The sequence below is a fragment of the Aquimarina sp. I32.4 genome, assembly GCF_002924285.1.
Classification (GTDB): Bacteria; Bacteroidota; Bacteroidia; order Flavobacteriales; family Flavobacteriaceae; genus Aquimarina.
This window is the reverse complement of sequence record NZ_PGUB01000014.1, coordinates 1-19,330: the sequence shown is the minus strand read 5'-3', so window position 1 is coordinate 19,330 and position 19,330 is coordinate 1. Positions and strand designations below refer to the sequence as shown.

Here is a 19,330-nt window from a genome sequence, read left to right as displayed (position 1 = left end):
CACTGCGCAAAGTAGTTCTATGTTTACATCCTTTACATTGATATTAATCTCTAGTAGAAAGCCAATAGTGTTGCTTCCCCTGACATCGTTTGCAGATAATACCATGACTATCTCTTTCTGCTTTAAAATGAACCTTGAAACTAGCTTCATCTGGAAAATTTTTAAAAAATTATTGAATTCTCATAACAGTAATCATTTTTAAACCACTTCAATAAGATACATGCAAATCACCGTTTATGCAAGGAATCCGATAGTCATATAAAAATAATTACTACTTTAGTGTTTAGATAAACTCAATAATAATTTTGCTACTCCATTTTTTCAGGAAATACTTACACTTAAAGCTGTTAGTGAAACTTAAGAATTTATTAATATGCCCAAAAAAAGGAAAGAAAAAAATATGGTAAACAAAGTTAAACTAGAAATAAGAACATAAGACAAGGTTAAAAGAAATCATTAAGATAGCTAATGAAACTAAAAACAATGAATCGACTGATTAATTATAACTTAGTTATATTGCAATATATAAATTATGAGGCTTACAAAATCAGAATTTTTCACTACTGAGCAGAATGAAATTGCTCAAATAGCAAAAGTGTTAGGGCACCCTGTATGCGTCGCTATAATTGAACATTTAACAAAAATACAATCTTGTATTTGTGGCGACTTGGTAGAAGTTATAAATTTAGCTCAACCTACTATATCACAATATTTAAAAGAGTTGAAAAATATTGGAATTATTAAAGAATCTATTGAAGGAGTCCGTTTTTGTAATAGACGAGCAAAACTAGAAAGCTATTCAAAAACTTTATTTTTTTCTCTCTTTAGCATCAAATAACATCACTTGTTGTTCTTAAAAAAAGAAACTATTAATCGCAATATTACAATAAATATAAAACCTTATGAAATTATCAGAAATAAAAAAATATTTGCAAAACTTACAAACTATTGCTTTTGAATTGCTAGGCGGAAGTTTAGTTCCATCACATTTTTACATTACCGAAGTTGGTGAAATCTCAAAACATTTTATTGATTGTGGTGGAAGCTCCATATCAGGAAAAATGTCCAATAAAAGAAAAGCTGATTCAGCTGGTCATGATCATGAATATGAATATGAATATGAATATGAATATGAATATGAATATGAATATGAATATGAATTTCGAAAAAATAACCTAAATTACCAGATATATCATTTTAAAAAGAAAGCCAGTATTATCAGGTTTATAGGAAAACTTCAAGTAGGAAAATGATGGCTGATAACTATTATATTATTACATATGGATTAGAAGAAAATGTTCCTATTTTAGCGTGGGATGAGTCTTCAAGAGAATTTTCAAGAAATAAACCCGTTTCTAAAAAGAAGTATCAGCTTAAAATTGGTGAGCCAAAGCCCAACAGTATTAAAGTGGTTGATCATTTTTGGATATCTCGCCCTGTAGTTAATAAACAGCTAGCTGAATGCTTAAGTATTAATATTCCCGAAGAGCAAGTTCAGGTTGTAGAAGTAGATATTGATGGTATAGATCTTTCAGATTCATATTATATTATTCACCTACTACAGAGATATTCATGTGTTGATCTTGATAAGTCTGATGTTATCCTGAATAAAAATGGACGAATAAGATCTGTTACTAATATTGTGTTAAAGAAAGAGTTTTTTGTCGATGTTCCATTAAATAATAGATTAGCTTTTAGAATTGATTTAGATTATGAGCATAATGTGATTCACCAATCCATCAAAGAAAAAATCGAAGCCTTAAATCCGACAGGCATACGCTTTATAGCATTAAAAGATTGGAATGTTTCATCTCCATTTGGGAGCTAACAGTATGGCTTTATATCAAGGGTTATCAACTTTATTCGATGGCTGGAGGCAAACTCTAGGTAGTCCAACGATTGTTAAGAAATGTTTCCCAAAGCTATACAAGTTATCGATCGTTTTCATGTGCAAAAATTAGCTTTAGAAGCCTTACAGGATATCATGATCAAGCATCGATGGGAAGCTATAGATCAAGAAAATGAGTAAATCAAACAAGCTAAAGACAAGCAAAAAGAATTCAACCCTGAAATATTCTCTAATGGAGATACCCGAAAATAACTTCTGGCTCGAAGTAGATATCTGCTCTATAAAGCACCCAAGAACTGGACTCAGAATCAATACCTAAGATCGAAGATTCTCTTTGAACAATACCCAGATATTAAAAAAGCATACGATTTAGTACAAGGGCTAAGAAATATATTCAATACTGCTACTTCTATACAAACAGCATACACAAAACTAGCCCATTGGTATAAAGATGTAGAGCAAACAGGGTTTAAAACATTTAATACCATAGCAAATACAATAACCATAAATCATAGATCAATCCTAAATTACTTTATCAATAGAAGCACTAATACATCAGCAGAACCCTTTAATGCAAAAATAAAAGCTTTTAGAGCACAGTTCAAAGAGGTGTGAGAAATGTAGAATGATTAACTAGAATATTTGCATAAAAACAACTTTTGATCCAAGTTTGAAAAGGTGGGAAATATAAGTTAATAGAGGTTAATAAGTTTAGACTTACCACTAGGTTTTTTAAGTGCTTATTATCAGATTTTTATTAGGTAATTGTGCCCAGAGCGGGAGTCGAACCCGCACGCCCTAATGGACACATGGCCCTCAACCATGCCTGTCTACCAATTCCAGCACCTGGGCAATAAATTTTATACAATATACTATAAAACTAAAAAAGTATCGTAAAAAATACGATACTTTTTTAGTGACCGGGCTGGGGCTCGAACCCAGGACCCTCTCCTTAAAAGGGAGATGCTCTACCAACTGAGCTACCCGGTCATATAAAATGTATTATCTGATATTTTTAAGAGCTAAATAAATAATAATTACCAGATTCAAATTATTAGTTATTTTTTTAGTGACCGGGCTGGGGCTCGAACCCAGGACCCTCTCCTTAAAAGGGAGATGCTCTACCAACTGAGCTACCCGGTCATACATTCTGTTTTTCCTTGAATGCGGGTGCAAATATACTATCATTAATTTATTAATCAAGAAGAAATTCATATAAATTTTCATTTTATTTAAAAAGACACTTATTTTTGACAAGATCTATTTAATTTTTATAATATGAATATAGTTTTACTAGGATATATGGGTAGTGGTAAATCTTTGATTGGTAAAGAATTATCAAAAAAGATAAAATTTGAGTACCTAGATTTGGATGATTACATAGAAAATCAAGAAAAAAAATCAATTTCTGAGATTTTTGAAGATCAAGGCGAGATTTATTTTAGAAAAAAGGAATCTTTGTATCTTAAAGAGGTATTAAAAACGTATGATAATACTGTTATTTCTCTTGGAGGAGGAACTCCTTGTTTTGCTGGAAACATAGAAAACGTTACACAGAAAGAAGGAATAAAAAGTGTTTATTTACAAACGTCATTAGACGAATTATCAAAAAGATTATTTAAAGAACGATATAAACGTCCTCTAATAGCACATACAACTACGCTAGACGAATTGAAAGACTTTGTTCGTAAACATCTTTTTGAACGCTCTTTTTATTATAATAAAGCCGATTACAAGGTAACCACTGATCATAAAGAAGCAAATCAAATCAGTGATGAGGTGATAGCGCTATTATTTTAAAATAGCAATATCCTCCTCTCCAAACTGTACAACGATATGCTCGTGTAAAGAAGTGGATAGGGAAATTCCTTTAAAATCTGCTTTGACAGGATACTTTTTATGATTTCTATTTACTAATACTGCTGTTTTGAATCTGGTAAGAGGAACATCAAGAAAATGTTTTACACCATAAACAAGAGCAGTACCCGAATTAAGTACATCATCAGCAAGAACCAAAGATTTGTTTTTATATTGCTCTGGAGTAATAGAGGTTTGAATAGTATTGTGTGGGGATTTTTTATTCATAGTAACTTTGCAAAGAGTTACTTGGCAATCAGAGATGTTTTCTAAAATAGATGCTAAGCGTTGAGCAAAAACATATCCATTTTCTGCTATACCAGCAATAATAACTTCTTTTTCGTTAACATTAGATTCATAAATCTGATATGCAATTCGTTTTACTTTATGTTGTATTTGTTCGTGATTTAGAATGATGTTGTGATCAGCTTGCATGTCTTGAAATATTGATTTAGTAGTACAATAGTATAAATAAACGGCTTATTATTTTAATCTTAAACAGATTTTGTTTTTATAAATACGGTTATATTTTTCAAATATAAAAAAGAGTTCTTTTTGATCAGGAAATTGAAGACCTTTCTTAAGTAAAAAACAGCTGCCTTTTTGTAATATCTTGTATTAACAAAAGAGCAGATATCTGGTTATTGCTCAGAAATAGGAGGTGTGCTTTTTATGGGATAAAGATCAAAAAAATACCTTTTATAGATACCTATTCTTCGCTATCATCTCCATCATCAGTAAACCAGTCATCAATATCACGCCTATCTTTTTTGGTAGGTCTTCCTGTTCCTTTTTTACGATAATAATCCTTTGAATATTTTAAAAGATCTAATTTTTGCAACGCTTCTTTAGGAGTAGTGTCTTTACGATAGATGTCGACAAGTTTGGCACCAATCCTATTATCAGGAGTGCCAAGTACAACCAGTTCGTAATTGACTTGGTTTTTGCGAACCATAATTTTATCCATAGGATAGATTTCTCTTGATGGTTTTACAATATCTCCGTTTACACGGATTTTACCATCTTTACAGGCTTTTGTGGCGATAGTACGAGTTTTGAAATATCGTATACACCATAAGTATTTATCAACTCGCATAAAAAATAAAATGCGTTTAAAAAAAATTAAACAATTAAAAAAACAGCAAAATACGATTAATTATAATTAAGTATTTTCTACTAGATCTGATTATAAAAACAAAAAAGATAAACAGATGAAACAAAAGTACGAGAAAATCGTATCTTGCAACCTTTAAAAAAGTAAATAGATGAATATAAGAAAGTATAGTTACGCCACAGTGTTTGCTTTGGTGGCTTTATGTGCTTGTAAAAAAGATGATGATGGAGGTGATGTAGTAACAGTTCCACCAAGAAATAGAGGGGAGCAACAACAAACGGATGATGCAATGCTTCAGGAATATTTAAAAACACATTTCTATAAAGTAGAAAAAGTATTTTTGGATAATGATACAGTGCCAGAATACGAGATAGCAAAGTTAGATACTATAGCAGGTGATAATAGTACAGAATTACCAATCATAGACTCTAATCTGTTGACTACTAAAAAAATAACTCGAGATGGAGTAGAGTATAAATTATATGTATTAAAATTGAATGAAGGTGCAGGAAGTCATAAGCCTACCTATGCTGATTCAACTTTGGTTACATACAGAGGTGAATTGCTGTATAATGATGATGTCTTGTTTGATAGCGCAATAACATACCATTGGTTTGATCAGGCAAGTCCTAGCGGGGCAGTTATTGAAGGGTGGAGAGAAGCTCTTATAGATTTTAGAGGAGCATCTGGAGTTAAAGAGATTAGTAGTGATGGTGTTCCTGTTTATGAGAATGATTATGGTCATGCAGTGTTATTTATGCCTTCTGGATTGGGATATTTTAATAGGACTCAACCAGGAATCCCAGCGTATTCTCCTTTGATTTTTAATATTCAATTGTTTGATGTAAATCAGTCTGATCATGATGGTGATGGAATTCCTTCTTACTTGGAGGATTTAGACGGAGATCGTTTGGTTTTTGATGCAGATGATGATACAGACGAGGATTTAACACCAAATTATATCGATAATGATGATGATAGAGACGGGGTGTTAACAAGAGATGAGATAGCCTCTGTTGATTTAAATGAAGATGGTGTGATTACGCTAGATGAAATTACTTTTTATGATGATGATGGTGATGGAATAAAGAATCACTTAGATTTTGATGATAGAGAGAAAAAAAATGAATAATATTAAGTATACTTTTTAAGAGAAATAAAAACGAAACTCTAGGGCATTATTCCAGAGTTTCGTTTTTTATTTTATAAATCTAGAGAAGCGCTTAGGATAAGTTGATTCGGTCTAGAATCAACTCTAATATCTTCATCTATTGACTTTACTTTATTTTTGTTTAACCCTCGCTCATACCGCACATCAATATTAAGACGACCAAGTTGTAATCCAGCACCAAATTGTAATCCAACAGTAAATTTGTTTTTTACATCACCAAGCCTCACATCTTCAAGATCGTTTTCTACGATGTATTGCAAAGCTGGTCCTGCAAAAACATGTATTGGTTTCAAAATAAAAATTCCAAGAAGAATAGGTGCGTCTAATTTTTTGATAGTATAATCAAGATCAGCTCCGTCAAGATCATAAGTGCTATTGTTTACAGTGTATTGCAGTTCTGGTTTTAAGTATATGTTATCAGTTAGGTTTCCTCTCAGGAAAATACCTAAATGATACCCAACACGATCATCGGCAGATATTCTGGTAGCATCGGTAATTTCAATCTTACCATTGTCACCATAATTAAATCCAGCCTTTACTCCAAAGGTTGTTCTTTTTTCTTGTGCTAGAATGCAAGAGCTAAATAGTACAAAACAAACAAAAATATTTTTCATTGTAAAACAGTTTTACGTGAATCCATTTTTAAGTATTAGAAAGTCTATTGCAGTAAAACTGTTTTAAAACATGTTATCATGTTATGTGTTTTTATAATAATTCGACCTGCGTTATCAGACGCTCTAAAGTATAAAGTGGATTATAGATTAATAAAAAATTGAATGATTTTGGTAAAATGGCTAGTATATAGATAACGACAGTTGTTTTAAATTATTTTAGAACGGAGTGGGCTAAAAAAAAGCCTTCTGAATTATTCAGAAGGCTTTTTGAATATAACTTGAGTAGTTGTTATTTTCTTTTTACTACTTTTTGAGCAGCTTCGTATATAGATTTGGCATTTAGCCCATATTTCTCCATAAGCTGTTCTGGAGTTCCGCTTTCTCCAAAAGTATCGTTTGTAGCAATAAATTCTTGTGGAGAAGGAAGGTGTTTTGCCAGCACTCTAGAAACACTTTCTCCTAAACCTCCTAAGAAATTGTGTTCTTCTGCAGTAACTACACAACCTGTTTTCTTTACAGAGTTTAGTATAGCTTCATCATCAAGAGGTTTGATGGTGTGTATATTGATTACTTCTGCACTGATTCCTTGTTCATGCAAAGATTCTGCAGCTAGCAAAGCTTCCCAAACAAGGTGACCAGTAGCGACAATAGTTACATCTGTTCCTTCTTGTAATAAAACAGCTTTACCAATTTCAAATTTTTGATCCTCAGCAGTGAAATTAGCCACTTTAGGTCTTCCGAAACGTAAATAAACAGGACCTTCATAATCAGCAATTGCAATTGTAGCAGCTTTGGTTTGGTTGTAATCACAAGTGTTAATTACAGTCATTCCAGGTAGCATCTTCATAAGTCCGATATCCTCTAGAATTTGGTGAGTAGCACCATCTTCACCTAAGGTTAATCCTGCATGTGATGCACAAATTTTTACATTCTTGTCGCTATACGCTATAGATTGACGTATCTGATCATACACACGACCAGTAGAAAAATTAGCAAAAGTTCCTGTAAAAGGAATTTTACCACCAATAGTTAGTCCAGCAGCAATTCCCATCATATTTGCTTCAGCAATTCCTATTTGAAAAAAACGCTCTGGGTGGTTTGCAATAAAAGCGTCCATTTTCAAAGAACCGATCAAATCAGCACATAATGCAACTACATTTTCGTTAGTTTTACCTAATTCTTCTAAACCAGCTCCAAAACCAGAACGAGTATCTTTTTTTCCTGTATCTATATATTTTTTCATTCTGTAATTTTATAACTAAAGTTAATGTCTAAAGTTTTAGGGTTTGTATCTATTTTTACTGCTTTGATAAGCGTCTTACGCTTACTAGCAATATAGAGTATAGCCCCATTGATTTTTGGTATTTTTATTTTTGATAATCCATCATTTCCTGATAGCATAGTGTAAAAAGAATTCATTAGAATAGAATTATTAAACTCCATGTCTTTAGAGTATGCGATTTCAATCTTTTCATTAGGCTCACTATCAAAATAAAAGTTGTGAATTTCGTATGACGTATTCTCGATTTCTATTTGTTTATCTGTTTTTTCAAGAATGAATTCTGTTATTTTATCAAATGAAGATTTGTTATTCATTGGGGGAATAAAATCATCAATATTCATTTTCATGAAAAATTCATTTTTATCAAAACTCATCAAGAAGCAAACGAATCGATTTTTTATGTCAAAAACAGTATGTAATTCTGAATTTGTAAAATCTGCGTTTCGACGTCTGAAAACTGAATTTTTAAAACCTTGACCAAGTAAATCAGCATCAGAATATAAATAATCACCGCTTTTACTAAAACCTATAGTAATTGTATCTTTTTTTCCTCTCTTTTCAATTTCATAATCGACAGAATAATCAATTTTTACTTTTTGACCATAAGAGTGAATTGATACAAATATTATTACTGCAATAGAAAATAATAGTTTTGTCATTTTCATTCCTTGAGTTTTAATAATCACCAAGTGTTTCTGGATTCTGAGCTAGTCCGATTTCTAATTGCTCATCATTAGGTGCTTTACCATGCCATGCATGTGTATGCATCATAAAATCTATTCCATTACCCATTACTGTGTGCATTAGTATGCAAACAGGCTTTCCTTTACCAGTTTTGCTTTTTGCTTCTTTTAATCCTTCTACAACCGCAGAAATATTATTTCCTTCTTTGATTTCCATAACATCCCAATCAAAAGCTTCAAATTTAGCTCTTAGATCTCCTAGAGGTAATACATCGTCTGTAGCACCATCAATTTGCTTTTTGTTGTAATCTATTGTAGCAATTAGGTTGTCTACTTTTTTTCCAGCAGCATACATTGCAGCTTCCCATATTTGGCCTTCTTGTAGCTCACCATCACCATGTAAACTATAGACAAGATGAGGGTCATTGTTTAGCTTTTTTGCTTGTGCCGCACCCAAAGCTACAGACATTCCTTGTCCTAGTGATCCCGAAGCAATACGAATACCAGGTAACCCTTCATGAGTAGTTGGGTGTCCTTGTAATCTACTGTTGATTAGTCTAAATGTATTTAGCTCTTCAACGGGGAAATATCCACTTCGCGCTAATACACTATAATAAACTGGAGAGATGTGGCCATTAGACAAGAAAAAGATATCTTCATCGATACCATTCATGTCAAAATCATCTTTTCGATCTAAAATTTCTTGATACAAGGCAACGAAAAACTCGGTACAGCCTAAGGAACCTCCTGGATGACCAGAATTAACCTTGTGTACTTGTCGTAAAATATCTCTACGAACCTGTGTTGCAAAATCTTCTAATTGTTTTGTTTTTGGCATTATACTGCTGATTTCTTGATAATAAAGCTCCAAAAATACAGGTTTTGTATGCGGTGACAAAATGTATAGCCTGCTTTTAATTAAGAAACTATTGTTAATAACAAAAAGTTTTAGAAAACCTAAGTAGATCCATGTAATTTTAGTTAGCTATCTTTGCGCTCTACCAAACAGGAATTATGCAATTTGACCTTTTATCTAAAGACCCAGAGAGCAGTGCTCGGGCAGGAAAAATAACGACAGATCATGGAGTAATAGAAACTCCTATTTTTATGCCAGTAGGAACAGTAGGAACTGTAAAGGGTGTGCATCAGAGAGAATTGAAAAATGATATTAATCCTGATATTATTCTTGGTAATACTTATCATTTATATCTAAGACCTCAGACTTCTATTCTTGAAAAAGTAGGAGGGCTACATAAGTTTATGAATTGGGATAGAAATATCCTTACAGATAGTGGAGGGTATCAGGTATATTCCTTGTCTGATAATCGTAAAATAAAAGAAGAAGGGGTGAAATTTAAGTCTCATATAGATGGGTCTTATCATGTGTTTACTCCAGAAAATGTTATGGAAATTCAGCGTACTATTGGGGCAGATATTATCATGGCTTTTGATGAGTGTACTCCTTATCCTTGTGATTATAGATATGCAAAAAGAAGTATGCATATGACACACAGATGGTTGGATCGTTGTGTGCAACATTTAGAAAAAATTCCAGTTAAATATGGGTATGATCAAGCTTTTTTTCCAATAGTACAAGGAAGCACCTATAAAGATCTAAGAAGACAATCAGCAGAATATATTGCCAATGCTGGTGCTGTAGGTAATGCGATAGGGGGATTATCTGTAGGAGAGCCTGCAGAAGAAATGTATGCAATGACAGAAGTGGTTACTGAGATTTTGCCAGAAGACAAACCAAGATACCTAATGGGAGTAGGGACTCCTATTAATATTCTTGAGAATATAGCGTTAGGGATAGATATGTTTGACTGTGTAATGCCAACACGTAATGCTCGTAATGGTATGTTATTTACTGCACATGGAACAATCAATATCAAGAATAAAAAGTGGCGTGATGATTTTTCTCCTATAGATGAGATGGCAATTACATATGTTGATACCGAGTATTCAAAAGCATATTTAAAACATCTCTTTTCTGTTAATGAATTATTAGGAAAACAAATAGCGACGATACATAATCTTGGATTTTATCTATGGTTGGTTCGAGAAGCGAGAAAACATATATTGGCTGGAGATTTTTACTCTTGGAAGAATATGATGGTGAAGCAGATGGATAAAAGATTATAGCGGTTAGGGTAGTAAGAAAGAAACAAGAGTAGCCTTTGTGTAAATGCGATTATTGATATTTAAACTTTAGTAATCAGGTGGTCAAGACAAAATATAAAGGTTTGAATTTATAAGAAATTTGATGAAAATATTAGACTGGTATATACTTAAAAGGTATTTGGGTACATTTTTTACAATGATCTTACTTTTTATTCCGATAGGAATTATTGTAGATCTTTCAGAAAAAATAGATAATATGCTAGAGCATAAAGTGCCCCTTGATGCGGTAATAGGGTATTATCTTGATTTTACAATATATTTTGCCAATCTATTATTTCCTCTTTTTGTATTTCTATCCGTAATATGGTTTACTTCAAAACTTGCGAACAAAACCGAAATTATTGCTTTTTTAAGTTCTGGAGTTTCGTTTTGGAGGTTTCTTAGACCCTATATGGTAGGAGCTATTATAATCTGTATAGGAGCATTGGCAATGGGGTTATTTTTAGCTCCCAAAGCCAGTCAGGGGTTTAATGAGTTTAAGTATTCTTATCTCAAAAAAAATAAAAAAGTACAAGAAACAAAAAATGTATATAGGCAACTTAATGATAGTATGTTCTTGTATGCAAATAATTTTAAACCTCTAGAGAAATCTGCAACAAATTTCACACTAGAATATTTTGATGGGAATGCATTACGTATTAAGATATCTGCTAGAAATATTGTATTTAAGGACAGTATTTATGAATTAAAAGATTATGTGAAACGTACAGTTTTAGAGGATAAGGATGTTATAGAAAAAGCAAAAACTAAAGATACTATCCTACCATTTAATATAGATGAATTTACGCCAGTTACTTATGTGGCAGAAACCTTGAATTATACAGAATTAAGTAAGTTTATAAAAAAAGAAAGTAAAAGAGGTTCATCAGATATAAATAGATATAAAGTGGTAGCATATAAACGATGGAGTATTCCTGTGTCTGCCTTTATTCTTACAGTGATTGGTGTAGCAGTTTCTTCTATGAAGAGAAGAGGAGGAATGGGAGTTAATCTTGCAGTGGGTATTTCTTTGGCATTTGTTTTTATCTTTTTTGATAAAGTATTAGGTACATTGGCGAATCAATCTGATTTCCCGCCAATAATTGCTGTATGGTTTCCTAATATATCTTTTGGGATCTTAGCTATTTATCTATTATATAATGCCAAACGTTAAATTTAAAAATTACCTTCATTTACATTTTATCGTATTTGTATGGGGGTTTACCGCAATTTTAGGAGAGCTGATTTCTATCGATGCGCTTCCTTTAGTTTGGTATAGGATGCTTCTTGCTTCTGTTTTTATTTATGGATTCATTTGTTTCAAAAAAATATCTTTAAGTATTTCCAGAAGATTATTTTTTACCCTTCTTTTAGCAGGAATTATTATCGCTTTGCACTGGATTACTTTTTTTGCTGCAATCAAAGTGTCTAATATATCAATAACATTAGCAATGCTTTCAACAGGAGCTTTTTTTACTTCTATACTCGAACCCATTTTTTATAAGAGAAAAATGATCTGGTATGAAGTTTTTTTTGGGATTCTGGTTATTATAGGATTGTATATCATTTTTAAGGTAGAAGGGAATTATATAGAAGGGATTATATATGCATTGTGTTCAGCATTTTTATCAGCAGTTTTTTCTCTTATAAATGGGAAAATTGCACAGCAATACCGCCCTTCGATGATTTCATTTTATGAATTATTGAGTGGAGTAGGGGTTGTAACAATTTATTTGTTAATAATGACTGTTTTTGGAAAAGAGACAGATGGATTTACATTTTCGTTTTTTCAGTTGTCTACCTCTGATTGGTTGTATATGCTATTATTAGCTTCTGTTTGCACAGCATATGCATTTATAGGTTCGGTGCAGGTAATGAAATATTTGAGTCCATATACAGTGATGCTTACAATTAACATGGAGCCTGTATATGGGATTATATTGGCTTTTTTAATTTTTGGAGAGGCAGAGAAGATGAATCCCCAATTTTACTACGGAGCAGCAATTATTCTCTGTACCGTAATAATGAATGGAATCTTTAAAAATGCTAAAAAAAGAAAAAGAGCATGAACTTTACACTACTTTACGAAGTAAAGTTTTTATATTTGTCGGCTAACCCTAGTAATATAAATATATTCTTGATATGGAATATTTAGATTTTGAACTCCCCATTAAAGAGCTTGAAGAGCAATTTGAAAAAGCTTGCGCCATAGGCGAAGAAAGTGCGGTTGATGTTACAGATACTTGTAAACAAATTGAAAAAAAACTAAAAGAAACCAAAAAAGAAATATACAAAAATCTTACACCTTGGCAACGAGTTCAGTTGTCTAGACACCCTTCGAGACCTTATACCTTGGATTATATAGATGCAATCTGTGGAGAATCATTTTTAGAACTACACGGTGATCGAAATGTTCGTGACGATAAAGCAATGATAGGTGGTCTTGGAAAAATTGGTGATCAGAGTTTTATGTTTGTTGGTCAACAAAAAGGTTATAATACCAAAACCAGACAGTATCGTAATTTTGGAATGGCGAACCCAGAAGGATATCGCAAAGCTTTACGACTGATGAAAAGCGCAGAGAAGTTTAACCTTCCTGTTATAACTTTTATTGATACTCCAGGAGCATACCCTGGATTAGAAGCAGAAGAACGTGGACAAGGAGAGGCAATTGCCCGTAATATATTAGAAATGACACGTCTAAAAGTTCCTGTTATTGTGATTATAATTGGTGAAGGAGCCAGTGGTGGTGCGTTAGGTATTGGAGTAGGAGACAAAGTATTGATGTTAGAAAACGCATGGTACTCAGTAATATCTCCAGAAAACTGTTCTTCTATTTTATGGAGAAGTTGGGAGCAGAAAGAATTGGCTGCTGAAGCGTTGAAGCTAACAGCAAAAGATAGTGTAAAGCTTAATGTAGTTGATGAGATTGTAAAAGAACCATTAGGAGGAGCTCATAGTGATAGAGAAACAACTTTCAAAACGGTACGAGATAAAATTTTGGAATCTTTTGAAGAATTAAAAAACTTATCACCAGAAGAACTCGTAGGAAAACGAATGGAGAAATATGCAAATATGGGAGTCTTTAAAGACTAATCTCTAAAAGAATCACTTACTACCTGAATCTGAAGTTGTAGACTTCAGATTTTTTTTATGCTTATTAACAATAAAATAGAGTTATTAACAGTCCATTTGTTAAAGACCTGTGGACATTCGTATCTTTGTATTTAGGTACATCATTTACAATTTTTTTACATTCGTAACCATGGAAAAAGTAAAGCAAGCTGCACAAAAAAATTACGATCGGGGGAACGTAATTTCGCTTGAAAAAGGAAAAATACCTCCTCAAGCAGTTGATTTAGAGGAAGTTGTTCTTGGGGCGATGATGATTGATAAAAAAGGGGTCGATGAAATTATTGATATATTGAATCCCGATGTTTTTTATAGAGAAGCCCATCAATACATCTTTGAAGCGATTTTTAAACTCTTTGAAAACTCCGAACCTATTGACTTGTTAACGGTTTCGACTCAATTAAAAAAAGATTCAAAACTAGAATTGGCAGGAGGAGATTATTACTTAATACAATTAACTCAAAAAGTAGCCTCTTCTGCCCATATTGAGTTTCATGCTAGAATTATTCTTCAGAAATACATACAACGAAGTTTGATTAAAATTTCGAACGAAATTATTGAAGAATCCTATGATGAGACTGCTGATGTTTTTGATCTTTTGGATATGGCGGAATCCAGATTGTATGAGGTTACTCAAGGAAATATTAAGCGATCTACAGAGAGTGCCCAGAATCTTGTAATACAAGCAAAGAAAAAAATACAAGAGATCTCAAATAAAGAAGGAATGAGTGGTGTTCCTTCTGGCTTTGATAAATTAGATAAACTGACTTCTGGTTGGCAACCAAGTGACTTGATCATTGTGGCTGCTCGTCCAGGTATGGGTAAAACAGCTTTGACATTATCTATGGCAAGAAATATGGCTGTTGGAAGTAATATTCCTGTAGCTTTTTTCTCTCTGGAGATGTCATCAGTTCAGTTAATTACACGTTTGATTTCTTCAGAAACAGGTCTTTCTTCAGAAAAATTGCGTACTGGTAAGTTAGAGAAACATGAGTGGGAACAGCTTAATGTAAAAGTAAAAGATTTAGAAAAAGCACCATTATTTATTGATGATACTCCATCACTATCAATTTTTGACCTTAGAGCAAAAGCAAGACGTTTGGCATCGCAGCATGGCATACGGATGATTGTAATTGATTACCTTCAATTAATGACTGCAGGGGGAAGTGGTAAAAACGGAAATCGTGAACAAGAAATATCAACGATTTCTCGAAACCTGAAAGCTTTGGCAAAAGAATTGAGTATTCCTGTAATTGCTTTATCTCAGTTATCAAGGGCTGTAGAAACTCGTGGAGGAAGTAAAAGACCATTATTGAGTGACCTTCGTGAATCTGGAGCGATTGAGCAGGATGCTGATATTGTAGCCTTTATCTTTAGACCTGAATATTATAAAATTGATGAATGGGATGATGAAGAAAGGTCACCTACTCAAGGTCAAGGTGAATTTATTGTAGCAAAACACCGTAATGGTGGATTAGAAAATATTAGGTTAAAATTTATTGGTCACTTAGGTAAATTTGATAACTTAGATGATTTTAGTACTCCTTTTGAGTTTCATTCTAAAATGAATGATGGTAAAGAGGAAGATGAACCGTTTAGCGCAAATCATCTTCCTAGTGCTGATGAGGCTTTTGGGAGTAGCATAAATGACTCTAGTGATGACGATGAAGTACCTTTCTAAAATACGACAACTATTGAAATCTTCTTTGAACCCAAAAAGAAGATTTCAATATCTTATAATTATATTTCTTCTTTTATTTACATTTCAATCATATGCATCTTATGTATTGATACCCATGGATGCAGAGAGTCAGCAAAACCATTTAAAAGCATATGGGATTACCTATTGGACACTAAGTAAAGACATCAAAGTAAAATGGTTGTTGAACTATAGAGGAGGATCATTTTTATTGCCAGATGTAGATAATATAAGAAAAGAATGTACTATTAGAGGGGTTTCTTATGAAGTGCTTAGTGATGCAGAAGCAAATGATATTCTAGAGGAAATTAGTAGCCCATCACAGAATATGGAAGCTGTTGTTTTAGAAAAAGCCCCTAAAATAGCAGTGTATTCACCAAAAGGAAATCAACCTTGGGATGATGCAGTGACAATGGTATTGACCTTTGCAGAGATTCCTTATGAGACAATTTATGATAAAGAAGTTTTAGAAGATAATCTAATCCTATATGACTGGTTACATTTACATCATGAAGATTTTACGGGGCAATATGGTAAGTTTTATGCTTCGTATAGAGCAGCACCATGGTATATAAGAGAGAAAAAAGCAGCAGAAAATCTCGCAAAAACTTTAGGATATTCAAAAGTTTCAGAAGAGAAGTTAGCGGTTGTTCTCAAAATTAGAGATTATGTTGTTGGTGGAGGATTTATGTTTGCAATGTGTAGTGCTACTGATAGCTTTGAAATAGCTTTGGCTGCAGAAGGAATAGATATTTGTGAACCTATGTTTGATGGAGACCCTAGTGAACCAGGATATCAATCAAAAATAGATTTTAATAAAACTTTTGCTTTTAAAAATTTTACGCTAGAGCGTAGCCCAAATATATATGAGTTTTCTTCTATAGATATGACAAGAAATCGTCGTATCTCTAAAACTACAGATTATTTTACTTTAATGAGTTTTTCAGCCAAATGGGATCCAATTCCAACAATGCTTTGTCAAAATCATACTGCTTTGGTAAAAGGGTTTATGGGGCAAACTACTGCGTATAACCCAAATGAGATTAAGTCTAATGTGTTGGTGTTGGGAGAGAACAGAACAAATTCAGAAGCCCGTTACATACATGGGATCAAAGGAAAAGGGTTTTTTACTTTTTATGGAGGGCACGATCCAGAAGACTATACACATCGAGTAGGTGATCCAAAAACTGAATTAGAATTACACCCTAACTCTCCTGGATATCGTTTGATATTAAATAACGTACTTTTTCCAGCTGCAAAAAAGAAAAAACAGAAAACATAATTATTTTTAGATGTTTATGTTTTGATGAATCACTGTTTATAGGGATATAGATAACTGTTATATTTTATAGTTTTGTCCACAGTACATGACAAAAATATAATTACTTGATTATCAGTAAAATATGCATGGTTTTATTAGGATAAAGTATTGATTTTCAATATATTAGATGAATAATTCGGCCTATTTATCTAATGGAGAAAACCAATGCTGTCACTAAAAATAGTGAATTAACTTCTGTTCTCAACACTCATTTTCAAGGAAAAATAAATCTAGCTCGCATAAAGCTAATAGCACTTTTTATTAGTAGCTTATGTAAAGTACAATCTGTAACCTCTGATAAATTGGCAAATGCTTTTGACACTACAGCTAACACTAGTTCTTCTTTAAGACGTATCTCTTCATGGAGAGCTGTGTTACATCTCAGGATGCAAACTACACAAAGGAGAGTTTCTCATTATCATATCCTTTAATAAACCACAACAAGCCAAAGAACATTACAAACAACGATGGCAAATAGAAATGTGTTTTAAAGCTATGAAATCCAGCGGGTTCGATATCGAAAAAACACATTTACAGCAAATAGAACGAATAGAGAAGCTTATATTACTTGTAATGATAGCCTTTGTATGGTGTTATAAAGTAGGCATACATATTCATCTAAAAGTAAAACCTATCATCATCAAAAAACATGGGAGAAAAGCTAAAACAATATTTAAATATGGGTTAGACTATATAGCTAACACATTGTTAAATGCTTTAAATCAAACAAATATAAACATAAACCATTTTTTATCATGTACTTAGAGTTTTGTCTTAAGAGTACTTAAAGGTAAGGAAATCTCTAACCCGATGATAAAGAAAGTATTAATGATATTGATAGCTGTTTTTGTACTCCTGATTACTTTAGATGGTTATGGGGTATATCGTTTTTTTAACCCATTTGGAAAATTGGTAAATAAAGAATTGTCTGATTCATACTTCTATACTAGAGATGGAGAAGGGATTGTATTTAGTCCTATGGGAAATTGGTTTTCTTTAGGGAAAGATGATATGGAGGTAGATATGACTACTTTTCAGGTATTAGGTAGAGACTATGCAAAAGATAAAGAATATGCTTATTTTAAATCCAAAAGAATTGATTTTGGAATAGATGTAGCTTCCTTTAGAGTAGAAGCTAATTATGTTCCTATGGATAAAAATCATGTATATATTCTTACAGATAATTATTATCATATTAGTGAAAAGGGAGAAGGTTTTAAAGTGTTTGAAGATGCTGATCCAGAGACGTATGAACAGTTGAGCTATGATTTTGCAAAGGATAAAAATTTTATTTTTAGAAATGAAGAGAAATTAACAAAAGTAGATCATGAATCTTTTACGGTAATTAGTGATCAATTTTGTAAAGACATTAACGATGTGTACCTAGTAAGGTATCAACAACCTTTATATAAAATCGATGCCAATATATCTGAAGCGGTTACCTTGGTACCTTCATATATTCGTGATGATAAGTATGTGTATATTCATACCAAAGATAGAGGGATAGAGACAAAGGATATGGATACAATAATTAGAATACCTTTTAAAAAACCAGAAGAAATACAGTTCTATAATGATAATACTATTGTCAAAATAGATAATAGTATTTATTATCAAGGAATACTCATAGAAGAAGCGGATGCTTTAACTTTTGAAGAAGTTGGATATGGGTAAAAAGATACTAGTTTCGTCTTTTTTTAGGGCAAATAGTAGAAGGAGCAGATGCTAAAACCTTTAAGTATAACGATAACGATTATACGTTTTCTGATAAAAAACACACATACGAAGGAGGGAAAGTTATAGGTAAATCTAAAAAATGGTAATGTTTCTGTAAGGATTTGCTGTAAAATCGACTAAGGTGTTTTAAAATTTTAAAACACATTCTCATCATGAAAAGGTTACTGATACCAATAGCAATATGTACAATGATGATTTCTTGTAAGAAAGAAGTCAAATCTGAAAAAGAAATTCAGGTAAAAGAAGAAGTTATACCAAGTAGGTGGATACGCTAGAGCAAGCTGACCCCCTCCCTAGATCAGTATTAGGCACTATATATTAGCTGCCGTTCTGTCGGATACTGACCCCTCTGTATTAAAAAGATAGCCTAATATTACTTTTGACAAGTACTGTGATCAATTATTCTGGACTAAGCTGACCCTTTTGGATGGGGTTTGTTAGATTCTAGAGCATATTGACCCCTTTATTGAACAAAAGTTGTTTTGATTCTGGAGCATGTTGACCCCTCTCTACTGGAGATGATAGGATAGTATTCTGGATCAAGCTGCCCCCCCTTAGGCTATTTGATTTTGGTTTTACTTGATGGTTTTTTAACCGTCAAAAGATGTCTATGGCAGGAACACCAAAACGTATGAGTTTAGTAAAACAACTATTAAGAATGCACAGTCAAGGAAAAGGGGTCAAAACTATTGCCCGCAGCTTGCAGAT

The 19,330-nt window shown here is 32.6% G+C and carries 22 protein-coding genes, 3 tRNA genes and 1 pseudogene; 17 read left to right on the top strand and 9 right to left on the bottom strand.

Annotated features, from left to right (window positions below):
• The first annotated feature begins 532 nt into the window (after window positions 1-532).
• The 4 genes and pseudogenes from CVD18_RS04850 to CVD18_RS04835 all read left to right on the top strand — a co-directional run bounded on the left by CVD18_RS04850 (window position 533) and on the right by CVD18_RS04835 (window position 2,464).
• Window positions 533-838: a helix-turn-helix transcriptional regulator gene (locus CVD18_RS04850; protein ID WP_103864318.1), complete on the top strand. Its 306-nt coding sequence runs from the start codon at window positions 533-535 to the stop codon at window positions 836-838.
• A 64-nt stretch (window positions 839-902) separates the two neighbouring features.
• A complete protein-coding gene (locus tag CVD18_RS04845) occupies window positions 903-1,253 on the top strand; it encodes a DUF6428 family protein (RefSeq protein WP_103864317.1) in 351 nt (116 codons plus the stop codon).
• On the top strand, window positions 1,250-1,828 hold the full coding sequence (locus CVD18_RS04840; RefSeq protein WP_103864316.1) for an imm11 family protein: 579 nt from the start codon (window positions 1,250-1,252) through the stop codon (window positions 1,826-1,828). The genes CVD18_RS04845 and CVD18_RS04840 overlap by 4 nt, the downstream gene beginning before the upstream one ends.
• Window positions 1,829-1,909: 81 nt before the next feature.
• Window positions 1,910-2,464, top strand: a pseudogene (locus tag CVD18_RS04835) (transposase).
• Between the two features lie 153 nt (window positions 2,465-2,617).
• On the opposite strand, the gene CVD18_RS04830 reads toward CVD18_RS04835, so the two are convergent.
• The 3 genes from CVD18_RS04830 to CVD18_RS04820 all read right to left on the bottom strand — a co-directional run bounded on the left by CVD18_RS04830 (window position 2,618) and on the right by CVD18_RS04820 (window position 2,992).
• A tRNA-Leu gene (locus CVD18_RS04830) sits at window positions 2,618-2,701 on the bottom strand.
• Window positions 2,702-2,766: 65 nt separating this feature from the next.
• Window positions 2,767-2,839: transfer RNA gene (locus CVD18_RS04825), tRNA-Lys, on the bottom strand.
• Window positions 2,840-2,919: 80 nt separating this feature from the next.
• Window positions 2,920-2,992, bottom strand: a tRNA-Lys gene (locus CVD18_RS04820).
• Window positions 2,993-3,127: 135 nt separating this feature from the next.
• On the opposite strand from CVD18_RS04820, the gene CVD18_RS04815 reads away from it, so the two are divergent.
• On the top strand, window positions 3,128-3,649 hold the full coding sequence (locus CVD18_RS04815; protein ID WP_103864315.1) for a shikimate kinase: 522 nt from the start codon (window positions 3,128-3,130) through the stop codon (window positions 3,647-3,649).
• Here the strand turns inward: CVD18_RS04815 and CVD18_RS04810 are convergent.
• The gene (locus tag CVD18_RS04810) at window positions 3,641-4,141 is read right to left on the bottom strand and encodes a phosphoribosyltransferase family protein (protein WP_103864314.1); all 501 of its coding nucleotides are present in this window, start codon (window positions 4,139-4,141) and stop codon (window positions 3,641-3,643) included. The two genes, CVD18_RS04815 and CVD18_RS04810, sit on opposite strands and share 9 nt — an antisense overlap.
• Window positions 4,142-4,415: 274 nt before the next feature.
• Entirely contained in the window at window positions 4,416-4,802 is a 387-nt protein-coding gene (locus tag CVD18_RS04805; RefSeq protein WP_103864313.1) for an RNA-binding S4 domain-containing protein, read from the bottom strand.
• A gap of 169 nt (window positions 4,803-4,971) precedes the next feature.
• Between CVD18_RS04805 and CVD18_RS04800 the strand changes: the two genes are divergently transcribed.
• Window positions 4,972-5,952, top strand: coding sequence for an FKBP-type peptidyl-prolyl cis-trans isomerase (locus CVD18_RS04800; RefSeq protein ID WP_103864312.1), 981 nt, complete (start codon window positions 4,972-4,974; stop codon window positions 5,950-5,952).
• A gap of 71 nt (window positions 5,953-6,023) precedes the next feature.
• Here CVD18_RS04800 and CVD18_RS04795 read toward each other — a convergent pair whose 3' ends face one another.
• From CVD18_RS04795 to CVD18_RS04780, 4 genes are all read right to left on the bottom strand, one after another.
• Window positions 6,024-6,605: a porin family protein gene (locus tag CVD18_RS04795; protein WP_103864311.1), complete on the bottom strand. Its 582-nt coding sequence runs from the start codon at window positions 6,603-6,605 to the stop codon at window positions 6,024-6,026.
• Between the two features lie 289 nt (window positions 6,606-6,894).
• Window positions 6,895-7,848 (bottom strand): transketolase family protein, encoded by a 954-nt coding sequence (locus CVD18_RS04790; protein WP_103864310.1) that lies wholly within the window; start codon window positions 7,846-7,848, stop codon window positions 6,895-6,897.
• Window positions 7,845-8,552: a hypothetical protein gene (locus CVD18_RS04785; RefSeq protein WP_146052703.1), complete on the bottom strand. Its 708-nt coding sequence runs from the start codon at window positions 8,550-8,552 to the stop codon at window positions 7,845-7,847. The genes CVD18_RS04790 and CVD18_RS04785 overlap by 4 nt, the downstream gene beginning before the upstream one ends.
• A 10-nt stretch (window positions 8,553-8,562) precedes the next feature.
• On the bottom strand, window positions 8,563-9,408 hold the full coding sequence (locus CVD18_RS04780) for a transketolase (protein ID WP_103864308.1): 846 nt from the start codon (window positions 9,406-9,408) through the stop codon (window positions 8,563-8,565).
• 176 nt (window positions 9,409-9,584) lie between these two features.
• Here CVD18_RS04780 and tgt point away from each other — a divergent pair, with 176 nt between their 5' ends.
• From tgt to CVD18_RS23325, 11 genes are all read left to right on the top strand, one after another.
• Window positions 9,585-10,715, top strand: coding sequence for a tRNA guanosine(34) transglycosylase Tgt (tgt, locus tag CVD18_RS04775; protein ID WP_103864307.1), 1,131 nt, complete (start codon window positions 9,585-9,587; stop codon window positions 10,713-10,715).
• 121 nt (window positions 10,716-10,836) lie between these two features.
• Window positions 10,837-11,907 carry an LptF/LptG family permease gene (locus CVD18_RS04770; protein ID WP_103864306.1) on the top strand — a complete coding sequence of 357 codons (1,071 nt, stop codon included), beginning with the start codon at window positions 10,837-10,839 and terminating at the stop codon, window positions 11,905-11,907.
• Window positions 11,894-12,802, top strand: a complete 909-nt coding sequence (locus tag CVD18_RS04765) for a DMT family transporter (RefSeq protein WP_103864305.1) — start codon at window positions 11,894-11,896, stop codon at window positions 12,800-12,802. The genes CVD18_RS04770 and CVD18_RS04765 overlap by 14 nt, the downstream gene beginning before the upstream one ends.
• A 73-nt stretch (window positions 12,803-12,875) precedes the next feature.
• Window positions 12,876-13,829, top strand: coding sequence for an acetyl-CoA carboxylase carboxyltransferase subunit alpha (locus CVD18_RS04760; RefSeq protein ID WP_103864304.1), 954 nt, complete (start codon window positions 12,876-12,878; stop codon window positions 13,827-13,829).
• Window positions 13,830-13,998: 169 nt separating this feature from the next.
• Window positions 13,999-15,546: a replicative DNA helicase gene (dnaB, locus tag CVD18_RS04755; RefSeq protein WP_103864303.1), complete on the top strand. Its 1,548-nt coding sequence runs from the start codon at window positions 13,999-14,001 to the stop codon at window positions 15,544-15,546.
• Window positions 15,547-15,661: 115 nt separating this feature from the next.
• Window positions 15,662-16,846, top strand: a complete 1,185-nt coding sequence (locus tag CVD18_RS04750; protein ID WP_103864356.1) for an asparagine synthetase B — start codon at window positions 15,662-15,664, stop codon at window positions 16,844-16,846.
• A 191-nt stretch (window positions 16,847-17,037) separates the two neighbouring features.
• Window positions 17,038-17,316, top strand: a complete 279-nt coding sequence (locus CVD18_RS23070) for a hypothetical protein (protein WP_233194473.1) — start codon at window positions 17,038-17,040, stop codon at window positions 17,314-17,316.
• A gap of 49 nt (window positions 17,317-17,365) precedes the next feature.
• Window positions 17,366-17,650 carry a hypothetical protein gene (locus CVD18_RS23065; protein ID WP_369858579.1) on the top strand — a complete coding sequence of 95 codons (285 nt, stop codon included), beginning with the start codon at window positions 17,366-17,368 and terminating at the stop codon, window positions 17,648-17,650.
• A gap of 45 nt (window positions 17,651-17,695) precedes the next feature.
• Complete coding sequence (locus tag CVD18_RS04740; protein ID WP_103864302.1) at window positions 17,696-18,559, top strand: DKNYY domain-containing protein; 864 nt, start codon at window positions 17,696-17,698, stop codon at window positions 18,557-18,559.
• 32 nt (window positions 18,560-18,591) lie between these two features.
• Window positions 18,592-18,708 carry a hypothetical protein gene (locus CVD18_RS23475; protein WP_158250393.1) on the top strand — a complete coding sequence of 39 codons (117 nt, stop codon included), beginning with the start codon at window positions 18,592-18,594 and terminating at the stop codon, window positions 18,706-18,708.
• Window positions 18,709-18,774: 66 nt separating this feature from the next.
• Window positions 18,775-18,897 (top strand): hypothetical protein, encoded by a 123-nt coding sequence (locus CVD18_RS23325; protein ID WP_255409416.1) that lies wholly within the window; start codon window positions 18,775-18,777, stop codon window positions 18,895-18,897.
• The last annotated feature ends 433 nt before the right edge of the window (window positions 18,898-19,330 follow it).